Annotated in this window: 22 protein-coding genes, 1 tRNA gene, 1 other RNA gene and 1 pseudogene; 6 read left to right on the top strand and 19 right to left on the bottom strand. The window is 61.0% G+C overall.

What is annotated here, in order from left to right; genetic code table 11:
* Positions 1 to 73: 73 nt before the first annotated feature.
* The 7 genes from EK373_RS21930 to EK373_RS21900 form a co-directional block, all read right to left on the bottom strand.
* Positions 74 to 400 (bottom strand): YbaB/EbfC family nucleoid-associated protein, encoded by a 327-nt coding sequence (locus EK373_RS21930; protein WP_129645809.1) that lies wholly within the window; start codon positions 398 to 400, stop codon positions 74 to 76.
* A gap of 15 nt (positions 401 to 415) precedes the next feature.
* Positions 416 to 2,077: a DNA polymerase III subunit gamma/tau gene (dnaX, locus tag EK373_RS21925; RefSeq protein ID WP_129645808.1), complete on the bottom strand. Its 1,662-nt coding sequence runs from the start codon at positions 2,075 to 2,077 to the stop codon at positions 416 to 418.
* A gap of 23 nt (positions 2,078 to 2,100) precedes the next feature.
* Positions 2,101 to 2,197: signal recognition particle sRNA small type (gene ffs, locus EK373_RS21920), an RNA gene on the bottom strand.
* Between the two features lie 104 nt (positions 2,198 to 2,301).
* On the bottom strand, positions 2,302 to 2,787 hold the full coding sequence (queF, locus tag EK373_RS21915) for a preQ(1) synthase (RefSeq protein WP_129645807.1): 486 nt from the start codon (positions 2,785 to 2,787) through the stop codon (positions 2,302 to 2,304).
* Between the two features lie 2 nt (positions 2,788 to 2,789).
* Positions 2,790 to 4,148, bottom strand: a complete 1,359-nt coding sequence (locus tag EK373_RS21910) for a PhoH family protein (protein WP_407676211.1) — start codon at positions 4,146 to 4,148, stop codon at positions 2,790 to 2,792.
* Positions 4,149 to 4,304: 156 nt separating this feature from the next.
* Positions 4,305 to 4,874, bottom strand: coding sequence for a peroxiredoxin (locus tag EK373_RS21905; RefSeq protein ID WP_129645805.1), 570 nt, complete (start codon positions 4,872 to 4,874; stop codon positions 4,305 to 4,307).
* A 4-nt stretch (positions 4,875 to 4,878) separates the two neighbouring features.
* Positions 4,879 to 5,406, bottom strand: a complete 528-nt coding sequence (locus EK373_RS21900; RefSeq protein WP_129645804.1) for a glycine cleavage system protein R — start codon at positions 5,404 to 5,406, stop codon at positions 4,879 to 4,881.
* 170 nt (positions 5,407 to 5,576) lie between these two features.
* On the opposite strand from EK373_RS21900, the gene dapA reads away from it, so the two are divergent.
* Together dapA and EK373_RS21890 are read left to right on the top strand one after the other, a co-directional pair.
* A complete protein-coding gene (gene dapA, locus EK373_RS21895; RefSeq protein WP_129645803.1) occupies positions 5,577 to 6,455 on the top strand; it encodes a 4-hydroxy-tetrahydrodipicolinate synthase in 879 nt (292 codons plus the stop codon).
* A 53-nt stretch (positions 6,456 to 6,508) separates the two neighbouring features.
* Positions 6,509 to 6,600: transfer RNA gene (locus EK373_RS21890), tRNA-Ser, on the top strand.
* Between the two features lie 182 nt (positions 6,601 to 6,782).
* Here EK373_RS21890 and EK373_RS34375 read toward each other — a convergent pair.
* The 6 genes and pseudogenes from EK373_RS34375 to EK373_RS21860 all read right to left on the bottom strand — a co-directional run.
* Positions 6,783 to 6,908, bottom strand: a pseudogene (locus EK373_RS34375) (arsenate reductase/protein-tyrosine-phosphatase family protein); the annotation flags it as partial.
* A 3-nt stretch (positions 6,909 to 6,911) separates the two neighbouring features.
* Positions 6,912 to 7,343 (bottom strand): ArsI/CadI family heavy metal resistance metalloenzyme, encoded by a 432-nt coding sequence (locus EK373_RS21880; RefSeq protein ID WP_129645802.1) that lies wholly within the window; start codon positions 7,341 to 7,343, stop codon positions 6,912 to 6,914.
* A gap of 15 nt (positions 7,344 to 7,358) precedes the next feature.
* Complete coding sequence (arsN2, locus tag EK373_RS34370) at positions 7,359 to 7,796, bottom strand: arsenic resistance N-acetyltransferase ArsN2 (protein ID WP_129645801.1); 438 nt, start codon at positions 7,794 to 7,796, stop codon at positions 7,359 to 7,361.
* 2 nt (positions 7,797 to 7,798) lie between these two features.
* The gene (locus EK373_RS21870) at positions 7,799 to 8,158 is read right to left on the bottom strand and encodes an ArsR/SmtB family transcription factor (protein ID WP_129645800.1); all 360 of its coding nucleotides are present in this window, start codon (positions 8,156 to 8,158) and stop codon (positions 7,799 to 7,801) included.
* Positions 8,159 to 8,236: 78 nt separating this feature from the next.
* Complete coding sequence (locus tag EK373_RS21865; RefSeq protein ID WP_129645799.1) at positions 8,237 to 8,749, bottom strand: arsinothricin resistance N-acetyltransferase ArsN1 family B; 513 nt, start codon at positions 8,747 to 8,749, stop codon at positions 8,237 to 8,239.
* Between the two features lie 92 nt (positions 8,750 to 8,841).
* Entirely contained in the window at positions 8,842 to 9,144 is a 303-nt protein-coding gene (locus tag EK373_RS21860; protein ID WP_129645798.1) for a hypothetical protein, read from the bottom strand.
* Positions 9,145 to 9,363: 219 nt separating this feature from the next.
* On the opposite strand from EK373_RS21860, the gene EK373_RS21855 reads away from it, so the two are divergent.
* Complete coding sequence (locus EK373_RS21855) at positions 9,364 to 10,179, top strand: CPBP family intramembrane glutamic endopeptidase (RefSeq protein ID WP_129645797.1); 816 nt, start codon at positions 9,364 to 9,366, stop codon at positions 10,177 to 10,179.
* Here the strand turns inward: EK373_RS21855 and EK373_RS21850 are convergent.
* The 4 genes from EK373_RS21850 to EK373_RS21835 all read right to left on the bottom strand — a co-directional run bounded on the left by EK373_RS21850 (position 10,176) and on the right by EK373_RS21835 (position 12,871).
* Positions 10,176 to 11,216, bottom strand: a complete 1,041-nt coding sequence (locus EK373_RS21850) for a medium chain dehydrogenase/reductase family protein (protein WP_129645796.1) — start codon at positions 11,214 to 11,216, stop codon at positions 10,176 to 10,178. The genes EK373_RS21855 and EK373_RS21850 overlap by 4 nt on opposite strands.
* A gap of 4 nt (positions 11,217 to 11,220) precedes the next feature.
* Positions 11,221 to 11,793, bottom strand: a complete 573-nt coding sequence (locus EK373_RS21845) for an SCO family protein (RefSeq protein WP_129645795.1) — start codon at positions 11,791 to 11,793, stop codon at positions 11,221 to 11,223.
* Between the two features lie 250 nt (positions 11,794 to 12,043).
* Positions 12,044 to 12,277 (bottom strand): DUF3562 domain-containing protein, encoded by a 234-nt coding sequence (locus tag EK373_RS21840; RefSeq protein ID WP_129645794.1) that lies wholly within the window; start codon positions 12,275 to 12,277, stop codon positions 12,044 to 12,046.
* 51 nt (positions 12,278 to 12,328) lie between these two features.
* A complete protein-coding gene (locus EK373_RS21835) occupies positions 12,329 to 12,871 on the bottom strand; it encodes a flavodoxin family protein (protein WP_129645793.1) in 543 nt (180 codons plus the stop codon).
* A 303-nt stretch (positions 12,872 to 13,174) separates the two neighbouring features.
* Between EK373_RS21835 and EK373_RS21830 the strand changes: the two genes are divergently transcribed.
* Genes EK373_RS21830 through EK373_RS21820 form a run of 3 tightly spaced genes read left to right on the top strand, consistent with a single transcriptional unit; the run spans position 13,175 to position 14,629 of the window.
* Positions 13,175 to 13,522 (top strand): hypothetical protein, encoded by a 348-nt coding sequence (locus tag EK373_RS21830; RefSeq protein WP_129645792.1) that lies wholly within the window; start codon positions 13,175 to 13,177, stop codon positions 13,520 to 13,522.
* 55 nt (positions 13,523 to 13,577) lie between these two features.
* Complete coding sequence (locus EK373_RS21825) at positions 13,578 to 14,114, top strand: cytochrome b (RefSeq protein WP_129645791.1); 537 nt, start codon at positions 13,578 to 13,580, stop codon at positions 14,112 to 14,114.
* A complete protein-coding gene (locus EK373_RS21820) occupies positions 14,111 to 14,629 on the top strand; it encodes a protein tyrosine phosphatase family protein (RefSeq protein ID WP_129645790.1) in 519 nt (172 codons plus the stop codon). Before EK373_RS21825 ends, EK373_RS21820 begins: the two co-directional genes overlap by 4 nt.
* A 29-nt stretch (positions 14,630 to 14,658) precedes the next feature.
* Here the strand turns inward: EK373_RS21820 and EK373_RS21815 are convergent, their stop codons facing one another.
* Both EK373_RS21815 and EK373_RS21810 read right to left on the bottom strand, forming a co-directional pair.
* The gene (locus EK373_RS21815) at positions 14,659 to 14,997 is read right to left on the bottom strand and encodes a c-type cytochrome (RefSeq protein WP_129645789.1); all 339 of its coding nucleotides are present in this window, start codon (positions 14,995 to 14,997) and stop codon (positions 14,659 to 14,661) included.
* Positions 14,998 to 15,173: 176 nt separating this feature from the next.
* On the bottom strand, positions 15,174 to 15,770 hold the full coding sequence (locus tag EK373_RS21810) for a DUF6448 family protein (RefSeq protein WP_198683504.1): 597 nt from the start codon (positions 15,768 to 15,770) through the stop codon (positions 15,174 to 15,176).
* Between the last annotated feature and the right edge of the window lies 1 nt (position 15,771).

Raw genomic sequence — 15,771 nt, 5'->3', positions numbered from 1 at the left:
GAGAAAAGAGCCAACAAAACCCTTTCTTCTCTAACCGCCAACCGCGAACCGCGAACCGCCAACCGCTTCTAAATCAGAATGGCATCTTGAACCCGGGCGGCAGGTTCAAGCCACCCATCAATGCCGACATCCGTTCCTGCGTCGTGCGCTCGACCTTCTGCACGGCGTCGTTGATGGCCGCAGCGATCAAATCTTCCAGCATGTCTTTGTCGTCGCTGCTCACGATCGAAGGATCGAGCGTCACGCGGCGCACTTCATGCTTGCCGGTCATCACCACTTTGGCCATGCCGCCGCCCGCCTCGCCCGTGACTTCGAGCTGGGCGATCTCGGCCTGCGCACGCTGCATGTTCGCTTGCAGCTGCTGCGCCTGTTTCATCATGTTGCCGATATTGCCTTTCATAACTGACACACTCCGTCATTGATTGTCGGTCGGCCGGATGGACTCGGGAGTGACCGTCGCGCCAAAGATTTCTTTCATGGCGCGAATATTGGGATCGTTCTCGATGGAAGCGCGGGCGTTCTGCAAGCGATCGTCCGCCGCGGCCTTGAGCTGACGCGCCGGTGTATTCATCGGCTCGGCAGCACCGGCGCCGTCGATGAACTCCAGCACCACCGGCTCGCCGTAATACGTGCTCAGCGCCTGTCTGAGCTTGTCTTCCATCATGGCTGTTCGGTAGTGCGCGCCCTCCGGATCGAGCTGCAGACGCACTTTGTTTCCATGCTTGCCCAGGAAGGCGCAGTTCACTGCAAGCTGACGCGTAATTCCGCCCAGCCCCATCTGCGCGACCATCGCATTCCAATCGCCGTTGCCGGATGCAGCCGCTGGCGCCGGAGCGGCGACAGACGCCGCGTTCGCAGTCGTCGCAACGCTGGGAGCAGGCGCCTGCGCTTGAACAGGTGCCGCCGCAGCCGCACGCACTGAGGCTGGCACACCGCCAGAACGGGCCGGCGCCGGCGCTGATGTTGGCGCGCTACCCGTGGACGCCACCACTTCCTGCGCGCTGAACGCCAACATGCGCAACAAGACCATCTCGAATCCGCCACGCGCATCGGGCGCGAGCTCAAGGTCGCGACGACCGACGATGGCGATTTGATAAAACAGCTGCGCATCTTCCGGCGTAATCGCCGACGCAAGCTTCCTATAAGCCTCGACGTCATCCGACTCGTCGATCTGCAGATCGGGCACGGCCTGCAACAGCGCGAGCTTCTGCAACAGCGCCGCGAGCTCCGCGAGCACTTCGCGATAGTCCGGGGCGTGCTCATCCAGTTCATTCACGCGGTCAAGCACCTTGCGCGCATCGCGAGCGATCAGCGCTTCGACGATGCCGAACACCTGCGCACGATCCAGCGTGCCGAGCATGGTGCGCGTGTCCTCGGCGGTGAGCTTGCCGCCACCGAACGCGATGACTTGATCCAGCAGGCTCAGCGCATCGCGCATGCTGCCTTCAGCGGCGCGCGCGACCATGCGCAGTGCGTCGGCTTCGAATGCAATGTTCTCCTGCTCGCAGATGAACTTGAGCCGGTTGAGAATCATCGCCGGCGGGAAGCGCTTCAGATTGAACTGCAAGCAGCGCGACAGCACCGTCACCGGCAGCTTCTGCGGATCGGTGGTCGCGAGCAGGAACTTGACGTGCGGCGGCGGCTCTTCGAGCGTCTTCAGCAACGCATTGAACGAATGCGTCGAGAGCATGTGCACTTCGTCGATCAGGTAGACCTTGTAGCGACCGCGCGCCGGCGCGTACTGCACGTTGTCGAGCAGCTCGCGGGTGTCATCGACCTTGGTGCGCGAGGCGGCGTCGACTTCGATCAGGTCGACGAAGCGGCCTTCGTCGATCTCGCGACAGGCACTGCAGACGCCGCACGGCGTCGGCGTCATGCCGGTTTCGCAATTCAGCGACTTCGCCAGGATGCGCGCGATGGTGGTTTTGCCTACACCTCGCGTGCCGGTGAACAAGAACGCGTGATGCACCCGCCCCGTCTGCAACGCGTTGACGAGCGCGCGCATGACGTGATCCTGGCCAGCCAGCTCGGTGAAACTGCGCGGCCGCCATTTGCGGGCGAGAGCTAGATAGGACATGCGGGAACCTTGATGGAGACGGCCCGCGCCGGCGCTTCTCCGGCGCCCGATATCACCGTTACCGTTGCTCCCTTCCGGGCCTGGCGGGGTTCGCGGCTGATCGTCGCGGAGAAACCGACGCGAGCCGCCATAGAAGCCCACGAATTCGGCGGCGGAATATACCAAAAAAAGTCAGTCAGTACTGACTGACTAAAGCGGCCGACGGTCGGCGCTGCAGTTGCAGTTCATCCTCGGCCCCGGTAGCCCGCTACGCCTTGCTCTGGCAGCCACAACCCTTCCGGGGGCTTGCCGGTCTGCCAGAAGACGTCTATGGGGATGCCGCCACGCGGATACCAGTACCCGCCGATGCGCAGCCAGCGTGGTTTCAGGAAGTCCACCAGGCGTGCACCGATGGCGACCGTGCAATCCTCATGGAATGCGCCGTGGTTGCGGAACGAGCCCAGGTACAGCTTGAGCGACTTGCTCTCGACCAGCCACTGCTTGGGCACATAGTCGATCACGAGGTGCGCGAAGTCCGGCTGACCCGTGACCGGACACAGCGACGTGAACTCGGGAGCCGTGAAGCGCGCGAGATACTGCTTGTCCGGATGCGGATTCGGCACGCGCTCGAGCTTCGCCTCCTCCGGCGACGTCGGCCACGCGACGTTCGAGCCGAGCTGCGAGACGTGCTCGGCGACTTCAGCGCCCTTCTGTTTCTTACCCTTGGCCATGCTTACAGGATTTCCGACGCGTAATCCGCCAGCCGCGAGCGCTCGCCGCGCATCAGCGTGATGTGGCCGGCGTGCGACCAATCGCGGAAGCGATTCACTACGTACGTGAGGCCCGAGGTGGTCTCCGTCAAGTACGGCGTATCGATCTGCGCGATGTTGCCGAGGCAGACCACTTTCGTGCCCGGACCGGACCGCGTCACCAGCGCCTTCATCTGCTTCGCCGTCAGGTTCTGCGCCTCGTCCAGGATCAGGAACCGATTGAGGAACGTGCGACCCCGCATGAAGTTGAGCGAGCGGATCTTGATGCGATTGCGCAGCAGGTCGTTGGTCGCCGCGCGGCCCCAGTTGCCGCCCTCCTGGCTCTGCGTCAGCACTTCGAGGTTATCCATCAGTGCGCCCATCCACGGCTCCATCTTTTCCTCTTCCGTGCCAGGCAGGAAGCCGATGTCTTCGCCGAGCGGAATCGTTACGCGCGTCATGATGATCTCGCTGAAGCGATTGCTCTCGAGCGTCTGCGCGAGCCCCGCCGCTAGTGTGAGCAGCGTCTTGCCCGTGCCGGCGGGTCCGAGAATGGTCACGAAGTCGATCTCGGGATCGAGCAGCAGATTCAATGCGAAGTTCTGTTCGCGGTTGCGCGCGTTGATGCCCCAGATGCTGTGCCGCTCGTTGCGAAAGTCGCGGATCAGCTCGAGCACCGCTTCGTTGCCATCGATCTTGCGCACGATCGCTTCGAGGCCGTTCGCATCCTGCTGATACAGAAATTGATTGACGTGCCAATCGCGCACCATCGGGCCGTGCACGCGATAGTAGGTGCGGGTCTGCTCCTGCCAGGAGTGCATGTTCTTGCCGTGCTTCTCCCAGAAGTTGGCCGGCAGCTCCTGCAGCCCCGTGTACAGCAGGTCCGCATCTTCGATGGTCTTGTCGTTGTAATAGTCCTCGGCATACACGCCGATGATCGAAGCCTTGATGCGCAGGTTGATGTCCTTGGACACCAGCGTGACGCGCGCTTCGCTATGTTCCTTCTGTAGCGCGAGCGCCTGGCCTAGGATGGCGTTGTCCGCGCCGTGGCCGGGCAACGTGTCCGGCAGACCGCCGCTCAAAACCCTGGTCTGGAAGAACAGCCGGCCCGCGACGGCCTTCTTCTGGCCGTTGATGTATTTGCTGGTCGGCAGCTCGATGCCGTGATCGATGGCGCTCTTGTCGACGCCGACCATCAGCTCATCGAGGAAACGGCTCACCTGCCGCACGTTACGCGCAGCTTCCGATAAACCCTTCTTACCGGCGTCGAGCTCTTCGAGCACGATCATCGGGATGTAGACGTCGTGCTCGTCGAAGCGAAAGATCGCGGTCGGGTCGTGCATCAGAACGTTCGTGTCCAGCACGAAGATGCGTCGCTGGCCGCGCTTGCCCGCACGACTGCGCTTGTCGGCGGCTTTGTGTTCGCTCGATTCGGCTTTGGCCATGAGGCTTGTCGATACTCCTGGTGCGGATGGCGGCTGGAGGTTAGCGGTACGGTGTTACAGAGCCTTGGCAGCTTCGAGCACGGCGTCCGCGTGACCGGGCACCCGCACCTTGCGCCATTCCTGGCGCAGCACGCCGGTTGCGTCGATCAGGAACGTGCTGCGCTCCACGCCCATGAATTTGCGGCCGTACAAGCTCTTTTCCTGCCACACATCGAATAGCTGGCACAGCGCCTGTTGCTCATCGGAGAGCAGCTCGAAGGGGAATTGAAACTTGGCCTTGAACTTCTCGTGCGAGGCGATGCTATCGGGCGAAACACCGAGGATCATCGTGTTCGCCTTCTTGAACGCAGGCGCGAGGTCGCGGAACGCCTCGCCCTCGGTCGTGCAACCGGGCGTGTTGTCACGAGGATAGAAATAGATCACGAGATTCTTACCCGCCGCCTCGCTCGATTTCCACGAGCCGCCGCCGGTGACCAGGCTGGAGAACGCGGGGACCTTCTTGCCCACCGCGATCTTGCCCGAGCCGCCGCTTTTGACCGGCGCGCTCCTGGCAGCCGGAGCTTTCTTGGCAGGCGCTTTCTTGATCGTTTGCTTCGCGACGGAAGACGCTTTTTTTGCCGGCATCGATTTACGACTTCACGGGTTCGAGAATGGCGTCGAGGTTGAGCTGATCGCACAAATCCATGAATTCCTCGCGCAACGCCGCGATGTGGATCTTGCTAGGAATGTGGACGATCATCTGTACGGAAAACATTGGCGCGCCGGTGTGCGCGGCCGCGTAGCTGCGCGTGTTCAACTCGGCGATATCGATGCCGCGCGCGCTGAAGAAACCGGCCAGGTTGTGGACGATGCCCGGCTGGTCGAGGCACACCACGTCGACTGAATACGTGACCACGTCCTTGCGCGGCGGACGCTGGTCGGTACGGCGCAGACTGACCGTGATCCCGGAGGAATCGCTCAGCTTTTTCAGCTCGGTTTCCAGCTTGGCGAGCGTGTGCCAGTTGCCGGACACCAGCAACAGCATGGCGAACTCGCTGCCCAGCGAGCTCATGCGACTGTCGACGATGTTGCCGGCGCAGTCGAGCACCACGCGGGTCAGATCGTAGACGAGACCGGTGCGATCGCTGCCGAGCGCGGAAATGACGATGAACTGCATCGAGAACCTGATTGGATTGACGGGTCGCCAGTTTACACGCACCCGCGCGCCAGTCGGAACGCGAATTCCCTGCCGGCAGCTGCCCGATCCACCGGCGGACCCGGCCGGTCTTACGTGCCTAACTGCCGTTAACTTGGTAGGATCGCGCCCCTTCCCCATCGAGGATGACCATGTTTAGCGGCAGCATCGTGGCGCTCGTCACGCCGATGCAGGCGGATGGCTCTGTGGATAACAGCGCCCTGGACCGTCTGGTCGACTTCCACGTCTCCAATGGCACCAACGCCATCGTCGCCGTCGGCACCACCGGCGAATCGCCGACGCTGAGCGTCGAAGAGCACATCGGCGTGGTCAAACGCGTGGTCGATCGCTCCGCCAAGCGCATCCCCGTGATCGCCGGCACCGGCGCCAACTCGACCCGCGAGGCCATCGAGCTGACCCGGCTGGCCAAAGATGTGGGCGTGGATGCCTGTCTCTCGGTCGTGCCCTACTACAACAAGCCGACCCAGGAAGGCCTGTATCAGCATTTCAAGGCCATCGCGCAGGCCGTGAACGTGCCGATTTTTTTGTACAACGTGCCGGGTCGCACCGTGGTCGACATGAAGCCCGAGACCGTGCAGCGGCTGACCGAATTTCCGAACATCGTCGGCCTGAAAGAAGCCTGCTCGCTGGAGCGCAATCGCGAGCTGCTGAACCGCGTCGGCGGCCGGCTGGCGCTGTTCTCCGGCGACGACGACCTGGCCTGCGAAGCGGTGCTCGCCGGGTTCAACGGGGTGATCTCGGTCACCGCCAACATCGCGCCGCGCCAGGTCCGGGCGGTGATGGACGCCGCGCTGGCCGGCAAACGGGATGAAGCCCGCAAGCTCGACATGAAGCTGCAGCCACTCCACAAGGCGATGTTCCTGGAGAGCAACCCGATCCCGGTGAAATGGGCCACCGCCCGCCTCGGCCTGATCACGGATACCGTCCGCCTGCCGCTGGTGCCGCTGTCCCGCCAACACCAGGCCTCGATCCTGGAAGCCATGCAGTCGGCGGGGATCGCGTTCGCCTGAACAAGCGTTACTTGGGAACGGGCGCGACGTAGTGTAATCTTCGCGCCCTGTACGGAGAGATGGCCGAGCGGTCGAAGGCGCTGGACTGGAATTCCAGTAACATCCTCACAGGTGTTCCAGGGTTCGAATCCCTGTCTCTCCGCCAAAACACGAAAGCCCCCTTGCGGGGCTTTTTTGTTTTGGTCGATCCAAAACGAAGCAGCGCTTTGTAATCCGAATTATCGACGCCCCGGAGCAGCAGCAGCTTCCGCGGGGAACGGCCAAGCGCCGCGGAAATCGGGTCGTATCCCTCGTTGCGGGCAACACAAAACAGGACGAAAACCGCTTATGGCTGCCGGCGCTGAACCCACGGAAGGCTCCGCGCCCCAGGTGATTCAACAAGGCTTCGGCGAGGATGCTGCGCGCCTAATTACCCGTGCATAAGAAGAGCACATGATGCGGACGATCTCGCATGACTCACGCGGCTCTCGTGGGCTCACAACACGGCCTGCCCTGGTTCAACCTGACCGGAGCAGTGCCATAAGTGGTGCTCTCGCCAGTGGTTAGAAAGGTCTCCCACTGAATGCCCTGGGGATCTTCAACCCAGCTTTTCTCGCTCTTCGCATAACAGCAGGTCGTCGCACCCTCTTCCAACACCGGGGCATCGGCGCGCTGCAGGCGCGAGTACACATCGGCGAGCTCGGCGCGATCCTCTACCTGAATACCCAGGTGCCGGATACCGGATGCTCGGCCCCGTTTACTGATGGCGAAATTGACGCGTGGGTCGTCGAGCATCCATTTGGCGTAGTCATCCTTCGTCACAGTGGGCTCGGCCGCGAACAGCGTGCTGTAGAACTGGATGGACTTGGCCAGATCATCGACGCTCACATGCACATGAAGTCGCTTCATGATCGATTCCTCGGATCAAAGACGTTTAGCAAGGAAGGTCGAACTCGCCGGACACAAGCCGGAGAACTCGGGCGTGGATCGAATCGCAAAAGGCGCGCTGTCTCGGGTAGCGACGAGGTACCCACGCGCTCGAAAGAAAGATTCGGCAGTCGTTGTCAGCAGGTAGACAGTCGTCGCGCCTTGCCCACGCGCATGCTGCTCGGCGTGCTCGACCAATCGTTGACCCAGCCCACGCGCCCGATGTTCGGGACTCACCACGAGTGATCGCAGCAATGCGTCAACACCGTAGAGCTGCACGCCAACTATGGCCACGGGCGCCGTCGCTGGGCCGACATAGAAGAAATCCTTCATAGCGTCGTCCGTGAGGTCAGAGGTCGGAAGTGACGCACCCTCCAGCAGCGGGACGATGTGCGCGCGTTGCGGCCTTGCGTGAATTTCCCATTGATTCGACATGGCTATGCAACCTTCTTTCGCTTGCTAGTTTTGGACGCTGCAGCGGGCTTGAATGTAGTGGCGCACGAACTCTCGGTGCTACCGACGCAGCAGTTCTCCGTGAGATATCCGACCAGGCTGTTCATCGCGCCAAAATCGACGCTGTAGATCAGACTGCGACTCTCGCGCCGCTGCACGATCAATCCAGCACGATGCAGGTTCTGCAGGTGGAAAGTCAGCGACGACGGCGCCAAACCGACAGCTTCACCTATCGCCCCGGCTGCCAGCCCCTCGGGGCCCCTTTCGACCAGAAGGCGATAGATTTCGAGGCGATACTCGTGTGCCAGAGCACCCAGAGCTTCGACGGCGCGCTTGGTTTCCATGTTTCTACGATATTACGACGATCTTCGTAATGTCAACCGACATTGCATAAGCCGCGTACCGCCGGACTCCGGGCTCAACTAAGGGGGCGTTTCCCGAAGCTTGCGCTGGAACCAGGCGACATCATGCCATCGGTCGAACTTGCGTCCCACGGACCTGAAGGTGCCGATGTAGTCGAATCCAACGCCCCGATGCAACGCCATGCTGGCTTCGTTCGGTTGCGCCACTCCGGCGTAAGCGTTGCAGTACCCCAGCCTGGCAAGCTCGGTGAACAGCCGCGTGTAGAGGGTTTTTCCAACACCTTGTCCCTGGTAACCCGCACTCACGTAGATTGTCGTCTCAACCGACCACTGGTACGCCGCTCGTGCACGATGCGAGTGGCCATAGGCGTACCCAATGCAGCGGCCTTCCTTCTCCGCGATGAGCCAACTCCAGGCGGACAGCGAATTCTCGATGCGCGCGGCGAACTCTTCCACCGAGGGAACGGTTGCTTCGAACGAGATCGCGGTCGTTTGCACGATGGGCCCGTAGATCGCAAGGCATGCTGCCGCGTCCGCTGTGTTAGCGGCTCGAATCGTTATTGCATCTGACATCATCGCCATCCATTGGACTGAATGTGCGCCTAGCGTAATGGATGAGCTGCCTTCGCCGGTTGTTCTCTGCGAACCAGGACCAGGATCGCGAGTCAGTGCGTGACGCCTTCCGGATTCTTAGGCGGGCACGTGTGATTCGCGTGGACGGTCACTTCGGCGGGTAGCGCAGGGACGGGCTGTCCCAGCTTTATGCGCGCTCGGACGAATTCCTCAAGCGCGTCGCAGGCGACATCCTCGGGGTCCCGTCCATCTAAGGGCAAGGTCCGCATCAGCCCAATCGCCAGGATCTCAATGCAGTCCACGGGCAGTACCCGATACCAAGCGCCATAGGTTTCGCGGCCAACAACCTGCGTAAAAAAGACCAGGTCAGATTTGTTCTTGGTGGTATCGGTCATCGTTCAGGCGAGGTACTCAAGGTCTCCGATAGGAGAGTACGCACATGCAGCCGCATTGTTCCGGCGCAGCGGCCCGCAATCCATAATCCGAGCGCTCCTCTTCCGCCGCTTTGATTCAGCCTTTCCATTGCTCCTTTTTGCCGCAATCGACAGTCAAACGCTTCGAGTTGCGAGCATGATCAGAGCGTTCGGTGGGCGTACCAGGCCACGGTTCAATCGATGAATCACAACGCGCTGTGCACGCGTCCATCTCGCGACCGGTCGCCCGCCTGGTTCTTTTTTCTGGTATTCGCGTTGTCGCTGCCATTATGGCTGGTCGATTCCCTCGGACAGTATCAATTGCTGCAAGGATTGCCGCTGACCGCCGTCATGGTCGTCTGCCCTCTTCTTGCGGCCCTGATGCTGATCGCGCTGAAGAGCGGGATCGCAGGCGTCGCCGAACATCTCAAGAGATCGTTCGACTTTCGGCGCATCACCCGGAAGGCCTGGTATGCGCCGATCTTGCTGCTCATGCCCGCGACATCCATCGTGGCCTACGGCGTCATGCGACTGCTCGATGTGCCCTTGCCTGCAACTGACCTGTCGCCCTGGCTCGTTCCCGCCCTCTTTCTGCTGTTCTTCCCCGCCGCACTGGCCGAAGAGCTCGGCTGGTCTGGCTACGCGCTGGATCCGCTGCAAGAACGATGGGGCGCGCTGCCGGCGAGCCTGATCCTCGGTTTGGTCTGGGTCACATGGCACATCGTGCCGCTCCTGCAAGTCCAGCGCACCGCCGATTGGATCGCATGGTGGTCGCTCTCTACGCTGGCCACACGCGCTCTACATACCTGGCTCTACAACAACACCGGCAGGAGCGTGTTTGGCGTCGCGTTATTCCATTCGATGACGAACGTCAGTTGGCAAATGTTTCCGAACCACGGATCGCATTATGACCCGCGCATCTTCGGCCTGATCCTGACGGTTGTGGCTGGATGGGTGACGATGACGTGGGGGTGGCGCACGCTATCGCATCGGGGCACGCGGTTAGACATTCGCTAGCCATTGGGCAAAAGCACGATCTTTCCGAGCACTCCGCCCTCGCCCAGCATCTCGTGCGCGCGGCGCGCCTCTTCGAGCGGTAACCGTTGCGCGATGAGGGGCTTGATCCTGCCTTGCTTGAGCAGCTCCAGCAGCGTAAGCAGATCTTCGCGGAACCACGCCGGTTTGAAGCGCAGCATCCACTGGATGCTATAGGGCACCATGCTCTTTCGGCCGGACTTGAACCAATTGCGAACGATGAACCCGCCCAGCTCGGCGGACTCGCGAAACGGATGGCGTCCCTCGCTGTGAGACGCCATACGCCCGGCCCGCATCTTTGACTGGAAGCCAAAGGTCACCACGCGCCCGCCCTCGCGCAGCGCGTCGCGCGAGCGCCAAAGATTGTCTCCCCCGATCCCGTCGAATACAGCATCCACACCTTCACCAGTGAGGCGATGGATCTCCTTCACGAAGTCTGACTGCTTGTAGTCGATCGGAATGCCACCGAGATCCCGCACCACCGAGGCAGCTTGCTCGGAACAGGTACCGTACATTTCAACACCGGCCAGCTTCGCCAGCTGCAACATCGCCGAGCCGACACCACCTGAAGCCCCGTGGATCAGCATGCGCTGGCCGCGCTGGGCTTTCGCCGATCGATGCAGCATCTGATACGCCGTGCTGTAGTTCAGCACAACGGCCACCGCCTCCGCAGCGTCCAACCCTTTGGGCACGGGAACAACCTCACCTTGTCGGACGCACACGTACTGCGCGTAACACCCGTGTATCGGCATCGCAGCCACGGTCTCACCCAGCTGGAGGTCCATAACGCTCGGGCCGAGCTGATCGACGCTTCCAACGAGATCCCATCCAGGCGTGTAAGGCACTGGTGGCGTTTCAGGATGAACGCCTTCGCGCGCCAGTACGTCGGGCAAACTGACTCCCGCCGCCAACACTTTTACGCGTAACTCACCCGCGGTTGGGATGGGAATATCTTCCTCGATGATCGTGATGACTTCCGGGCCACCGTAGTGAGTCACGACAACTCGCTTGTGGCGCATGGCTCTATTCCGTATCGCCGACCTTCCGTTGGCCATTCGAAATGTTCACAAGAGCTTCCAGTAGTTTCGGATCCGCCTGTCCCATCAGCGAGCTCTGCGCGGCGATCTCGCCGTCGGGCGTGACCAGAGTGATCACGCTGGAATGGTTGAAACTCCCATCGGGTAACTTTCGATATTGGATGCCTAATAGCGCGGCGATCTTTCGAACTCCGATTGCATCGGTGCGCGCCATGGTCCAACGCGACGCGTCGAGCTTTCTACTGACACTCAGCTTCCTAAGACTCTCCGCCGTGTCCCGCTCGGGATCGATTGAAATCAGCAGAAAGCGCACTCGATCGCGATCGGCAGCGCTTGCGCTGCGTTCGACGGACCGCATGGTATCGATGAGTAGCGGACACGCCATGGGGCAGTTGCCATAGAACATCGTGATCAGCACCGGATGACCGCGATGCACGTCCAGACCGTGCCGTGTCCCGCGCGCATCGGTGAGCGAGATGTGCAGGTTGTATATGGATCCGGGGCTGTCCGCACGCGCGGCGCAGACTACCAAGAGAAGCACAAAGAACAGCCGTTTCATTTGCCGCCTCCATCCCTTGCGCAGCGGAACTGGATTTCGTTCGCAGGCGCGAATCTGACGCCCTTCAAGCACAGGCGTCGATCCCGTTGAACTACGGAACGAGTCAGGGATGCCCGCAGTCGTGGCAGCGGAGAAGCTTGTCTATGAGCACGCAGCCCGCCGATGGTCAGTCGATGCAGGAGCATTGCCGCTACCCGGTAGCCGATACGAGCATTCCCCAGTGATGCACGGCTCCCCGGCCGCCCGTGATCTAGATCACGGCACCTCGAGCGCTTAACTGCTGCAACTTCATGCGAGCTCTCCGACTCGCAAGCACGTTGACGAACTGAGTGATGCGCGCATCACGGGCCAAACCCCGCAACTCTTCTTCGTAGATGCGCGCAGCCAGTTCGATCGGAGCACCCGTCTCGCGGGCTATGATCTCGGCTACCTGATCGTCGAAAACAGGGGCGTGGATCGGAGCAATTTTCTCTGGATGGTTCATCACCGCACCGGCCTGCTCTTTAGCAAGCCTATCTGAAAATCGCGTGCCTGATCATGCCGCCTGACGCGACAACTGCACAGCACGCGTAACCTGAGCGACCAAGGCAGAGAGCTTCCTCTCGTAAATGACGGCGTCGCGGAGCTCCTTGCCATTGAATCCAGCCGATGCGACGGAAGCTCGACCCGCAGCTGATTCCAGCGAGGGCAGTAACCTGCCGATGTCTGTATCGCCGGATGTGACAAAGAAGGCCGCACTCTGAATTTGGCTACGTGTCTCTCTCAGATACGCACGAATCGCAGGCGTCATCTTCGCGGTCCATACCGGCGTGCCCACGACGGTGATCGCATAGTCCGCTGGATTGTACCGAAGCGCCCCAATCCTCCCCGGCGCTTCCCGCCACGCGTCGAAGGCCGCCGTGAACTGTCCCAGCATGCCGGCGCGATGTCTCCTGTCTTGAATATTCTCGATGTCGGCGCCCAGACGCTCCGCAAGATCGTGCGCGACCCTCGCCGTGTTTCCCGTTGAAGAAAAATAAGCCAGTAACACAGGTTTAGAAGCGTTCATGCAGATACCCAGAGTCACATCTGACAACAAGTGTGACTCTACGTGCGCAGGCACTCCACTCGGGCATGCCCGGAAACCTTGAGTGAAATCGCGTAGGCACTCGGATCGCCGGACAACTTCGGCGTGATCCGCACCGGTTCGGGCTCATCATCCGCCTCGCCAGCTTGCTGGTTTCCACAAGAACGAACCGGACAAGCCCCACCATGTCCGAAAAATTAAGGAGTACCCGCAGCTGGACGGGCCATTTCCTGAGTGGGATCAGCACCGCCAAGCACTAAGCTGGTAGCAGTCGATCTCTCATGCACTTTATCCGGTCAACATGCGGAGATACCCATGAATCATCGAATGCTCATAGCGCTGGCCGCTGGGGTGCTGTTGCTCGGTGGAAGCGCCGGCTTTGCAGAGGGCCGAGACGAGACGAAACCGCCGATGCACATGCACAAGTCCGAGATGGACCACCGTAGCGATAAGGAAGTTGCCACAGAGTACAAGAGCGAGGCGACGCAGTTGCGCGAGAAGGCGGAGTCCCATCGTAAGCTTGCGAAGCTCTATCACGGTCGCACGCCGCCAAAGGGCGCCGCGAATTATGAGAACGTCGCCAAGCATTGCGAGCAGCTTGCGCTGTACTACGAAAATGCAGCCAAGGAAGCGGAAGGCGTCGCCGCGGAGCTGAGCAAATGATCTGTCCAGGGGTGGCGGGCTCACCCGGCCACCTGCAACCGTATCGGGTGATTGTATGGTCCTGCTCAACACGCGTTCGGAATACGGGCTAATCAGCCGAGCACTCCACTGGATCATCGTGCTATCCATACTGGCTCAGTGGCTGCTGGCTGAAGCCAACGAAGACTCCGCTACGATCTACGGAGCCTTCGATACCCTGATGCTACATCAGTCCATCGGACTGACAGTCCTGCTGCTGGTAATCGTGCGCTTGGTTTGGCGATTTCTCAATATTGCACCCGCATGGCCCGTCGACATGAAGTCATATGAGATCGCGGTCGCCCGGGTCGTGCACTTCGCCTTCTATCTGCTACTGTTGGCAATTCCTGTGACCGGATGGTTGCTGTCTTCCGCAGAGGATGAGCCACTTCGCTTCTTCAACTGGTTCGATGTACCGAGAATTTCCCTGGGGGGAGAAGAGACGCTCGAAGAAGTGCACGAGGTGCTGTTCAATATCCTGGTCGCGCTCGCCGTGCTCCATGTTATCGGCGCGGCGAAACATTGGCTCTCTCGCAGACTACGACGCAGACACACGGTGGCCGCCAGAGTATGAAAGCACCCATTCTTCTCGTCCTGGTTCTTTGCTTGGGCCCGACCCAGCCAACAACCGCCCATGACGGCGCGCTGCTCACCGAAGTGCCAGACGTGCGCCAGCCGGAAGATCACAGAATCGTGAGCGGCGCGCTCGACGCCGCGGATGTGGGCCGCATTCGCGCGGCGGGCGTCAAGCATCTGATCAACCTGCGAACTCCGGAGGAAAGCGTGGGGTTCGACGAAGCGCGCATCGCCACCGGCTTGGGTCTGGACTATCACGCAATTCCCATTGCCGGCGCACAGTCGCTCACGAAAGACAATGCGCGCAGGCTGGATGAGTTGCTCGAGCAAGCAGGCGATGATCTGACACTGATCCATTGCGCCAGTGGGAATCGTGTCGGTGCCCTAATTGCACTACGCGAGGCATGGATCAAGGGGCAGCCCACGGACGCGGCCATCGCCGAGGGCAGGCGCTGGGGCCTGACCTCTCTCGAAGGAGCAGTGCGGACGGCGCTACAAGATACGTCGAAATAGACGTGCAGATTCGCAAAGGTCCGCAGCGCTTAGTCTTCTTGTATGGACTGCAGATACCCTATCAATCGTTCGACGATCGAGTCGCCACGCGCACGCGCCTCTGCATCATCCGGCTTTTCAGGGTCGTAGAACCTCAAACCCCAGATCGGCATGTAGGGCAGCCCGTGCGCCGGCCGCTCCGATCTTCCATCAATCGTGCGCCTCACTTGCTCTGCAGGAAACTCGCCAGCAGGCCCCTGGGCGAGACGGGTCAGATCGGGAACTTCGATCTGCAGCAGCGGAGCCATGGGACCGTCGCCCTTTCCGCGCACCCCATGACAGCTCGTGCACAGCTGCTGGTAAATCTCCGCTCCGGACATCTGCGCCATCGCCTCCCGCGATACTTGACTGGCGCAAGCCCCGACTGATGCGAATGCAGCAACGGCAATGATGTTCGAGACTCGCACGCTGGTACCCTCCCGAGTGAGGCGGCGCACACTTATCAAATGTCTCAAGTCGCAAGTTGTTTCCGTGCTGCTCCAAAGCTGAGTCACAGGCACAAACTTCACTCGCTTGAGTCGTCGTGCTTCTGAGAAACACCGCGCAGCCCGAGATGATGAACGCCTTCTACGAAGTGAATGTAGTCGACATACGCCTCGACGTAGGCCCGTCCTGCCTCCACGCTATCGGCCGCATGTTTCCTGCGCTCTTGTGCAAGATCGAAGCGGCGTCGGATACCTGCCTCGATGGCTTCGGCCGATTCTTTCGACAGCGCAGCTGCCGAACCTGATTCCAGCGCACGATCCGCAAGAGCAATGGCTGGGTCTGCGCTTGCAGCAGGCTTCAGGCCGCTGAACGCCTCGCCTTCGCCTGCACGGTGCACTCGCACGAGCGTCTCGAAGAAGTAACGATCGGCAAGCTGCCTGGCGTCGGCTCCCAGGCTGCGAACGGCAAGTGTCTGGGCAAACGCTTCCCGGATCTCCTGCTCTCGTCCCGGCATGACCCACTTAAGTACTGCCGTCGGCTCGCCCTTCTCCAGTGCGGCACGCGCGTCACGAACGACGGGCCCGTCGATGGAGTCGCAGTGTGCTGTTGCGACCTCGCAGACCATAGAGCACACCATGACGACTGTTGTGGCGACAGTGATCTCGAGACGATTCATA

The sequence above is a fragment of the Peristeroidobacter agariperforans genome (genome assembly GCF_004138335.1).
GTDB lineage: Bacteria > Pseudomonadota > Gammaproteobacteria > Steroidobacterales > Steroidobacteraceae > Steroidobacter > Steroidobacter agariperforans.
Note: the sequence above shows the minus strand (reverse complement) of the source record. Positions and strands in the feature narration are given on the sequence as shown.

Coding starts and splice junctions, on each gene's coding strand:
- EK373_RS21850 (WP_129645796.1), bottom strand. CDS start 11,216: ATGCGCCACAAGCGAGTTGTCGTGACTCACTACGGTGGCCCGGAAGTC.
- queF (WP_129645807.1), bottom strand. CDS start 2,787: ATGGCCAAGGGTAAGAAACAGAAGGGCGCTGAAGTCGCCGAGCACGTC.
- EK373_RS21900 (WP_129645804.1), bottom strand. CDS start 5,406: ATGCAGTTCATCGTCATTTCCGCGCTCGGCAGCGATCGCACCGGTCTC.
- EK373_RS21870 (WP_129645800.1), bottom strand. CDS start 8,158: ATGGAAACCAAGCGCGCCGTCGAAGCTCTGGGTGCTCTGGCACACGAG.
- EK373_RS21855 (WP_129645797.1), top strand. CDS start 9,364: ATGAATCACAACGCGCTGTGCACGCGTCCATCTCGCGACCGGTCGCCC.
- dnaX (WP_129645808.1), bottom strand. CDS start 2,077: ATGTCCTATCTAGCTCTCGCCCGCAAATGGCGGCCGCGCAGTTTCACC.
- EK373_RS21830 (WP_129645792.1), top strand. CDS start 13,175: ATGAATCATCGAATGCTCATAGCGCTGGCCGCTGGGGTGCTGTTGCTC.
- dapA (WP_129645803.1), top strand. CDS start 5,577: ATGTTTAGCGGCAGCATCGTGGCGCTCGTCACGCCGATGCAGGCGGAT.
- EK373_RS21825 (WP_129645791.1), top strand. CDS start 13,578: ATGGTCCTGCTCAACACGCGTTCGGAATACGGGCTAATCAGCCGAGCA.
- EK373_RS21845 (WP_129645795.1), bottom strand. CDS start 11,793: ATGAAACGGCTGTTCTTTGTGCTTCTCTTGGTAGTCTGCGCCGCGCGT.
- EK373_RS21880 (WP_129645802.1), bottom strand. CDS start 7,343: ATGAAGCGACTTCATGTGCATGTGAGCGTCGATGATCTGGCCAAGTCC.
- EK373_RS21815 (WP_129645789.1), bottom strand. CDS start 14,997: ATGGCGCAGATGTCCGGAGCGGAGATTTACCAGCAGCTGTGCACGAGC.
- arsN2 (WP_129645801.1), bottom strand. CDS start 7,796: ATGTCGAATCAATGGGAAATTCACGCAAGGCCGCAACGCGCGCACATC.
- EK373_RS21905 (WP_129645805.1), bottom strand. CDS start 4,874: ATGCCGGCAAAAAAAGCGTCTTCCGTCGCGAAGCAAACGATCAAGAAA.
- EK373_RS21865 (WP_129645799.1), bottom strand. CDS start 8,749: ATGTCAGATGCAATAACGATTCGAGCCGCTAACACAGCGGACGCGGCA.
- EK373_RS21810 (WP_198683504.1), bottom strand. CDS start 15,770: ATGAATCGTCTCGAGATCACTGTCGCCACAACAGTCGTCATGGTGTGC.
- EK373_RS21860 (WP_129645798.1), bottom strand. CDS start 9,144: ATGACCGATACCACCAAGAACAAATCTGACCTGGTCTTTTTTACGCAG.
- EK373_RS21820 (WP_129645790.1), top strand. CDS start 14,111: ATGAAAGCACCCATTCTTCTCGTCCTGGTTCTTTGCTTGGGCCCGACC.
- EK373_RS21910 (WP_407676211.1), bottom strand. CDS start 4,148: ATGCACGACCCGACCGCGATCTTTCGCTTCGACGAGCACGACGTCTAC.
- EK373_RS21930 (WP_129645809.1), bottom strand. CDS start 400: ATGAAAGGCAATATCGGCAACATGATGAAACAGGCGCAGCAGCTGCAA.
- EK373_RS21840 (WP_129645794.1), bottom strand. CDS start 12,277: ATGAACCATCCAGAGAAAATTGCTCCGATCCACGCCCCTGTTTTCGAC.